1 protein-coding gene is annotated in these 1,185 nt (G+C 71.5%); it reads right to left on the bottom strand.

Annotated elements, in window-relative coordinates; translation table 11 throughout:
* Positions 1-71: 71 nt before the first annotated feature.
* Positions 72-1,094: a DUF4380 domain-containing protein gene (locus AC04L7_RS19125; protein WP_436000669.1), complete on the bottom strand. Its 1,023-nt coding sequence runs from the start codon at positions 1,092-1,094 to the stop codon at positions 72-74.
* Positions 1,095-1,185 lie beyond the last annotated feature (91 nt).

Genomic DNA, 1,185 nt, shown 5'->3' with positions numbered 1-1,185 from the left:
TCTTTACGGCGGTCTGTGGTGGACCGCGACGGGCAGGGGCATCGACGACCGGCGCTGACGCGCGCCAGGCCTCACTCGGCGACGGCGCAAAGGTCCAGGCGTTGGCACAGGAACGCGACCTGCGCGTCCTGCGTCTCCGGCCCTTCGTAGGGCAGGACGGTCCAGCGCTCGCGCGCCTGCATCGCCGCGCCCGGGGCGAGCGTGCGGAACGGCGCGTGCATTTCCATTTCCAGCAGTCCGGCGCGGAGGTCGCGGGCGTGGTCGAGATACAGCTCGACCTGGCCATGGTCGGGATGGATGGCCTCGCGCGGTTGCAGGTCGAAACGGATCACGAACGCCTGGCCCTGCGCGAAGCCGGCCATCCAGCCCGCCGACGGCTGCAGTAACACCTTGCCGCGACGCATCGCCGTGGCCGGTGGCGGGGGCAGGAACGCGAACACGCCCGCGTCGATCCGCCAGGCGGGCACGGCGTCCACTGCGCCCTCCACCCGCACGTCGCGCGCATCGGCGACCGGCACGTAGACGCGCGTCGCGGCGGACGTGCGCGTGTTGAACCACAGGTCACGGGCGAGAGGACGGTCGCGGATGTTGCGGGCGGTCGCCGTCACCACGACGGTGGCGGGATCCGCAGGATCGAACGCGAACGATTTCAGCAAGCGCACGCCGGTGACCGGGCTGTCGACGCCCTCGAGCACGAGCCGGTCCGGTGAGCGCGCGATCACCCGCGTCCGCGCGAATGCCAGGTAGGGATCCGGCGGCCAGACCGCTTTCTCGTCGCGCCGCGACGGATTCGCATCCTGGTCGGACCACCAGCCGCGCTGCGGACCCATCCAGACATCGTGGCCGAGATAGCCGATGTCGTCCGCATCCGCAGCCACCCGTGGCGTTGGTTGCGAGGCGACCGGCTCGCCGATCTTGATCAGGTTGCGGCGCCCGACGCGGCTCACGTGCAGAACGCGGCCGCCGAGCGATGGCGTGATCTCGACGACCAACGCATCCGATTGCAGCCGGATGCGTTCGACGCCGGCCGCGTCTTCGCCTGCGCCGGACAGGCCGGTCGCCCCCAGCAGCAGACACGCAGCGAGCGCCCGCATGCCCACGCTACAGCGTCTTCGCCTGCGCCGGACAGGCCGGTCGCCCCCAGCAGCAGACACGCAGCGAGCGCCCGCATGCCCACGCTACAGC

The sequence above is a fragment of the Pseudoxanthomonas sp. LjRoot204_2 genome (assembly GCF_056175765.1).
The sequence above is the reverse complement of the archived record's forward strand: the minus strand, read 5'-3'. Positions and strand labels throughout refer to the sequence as shown.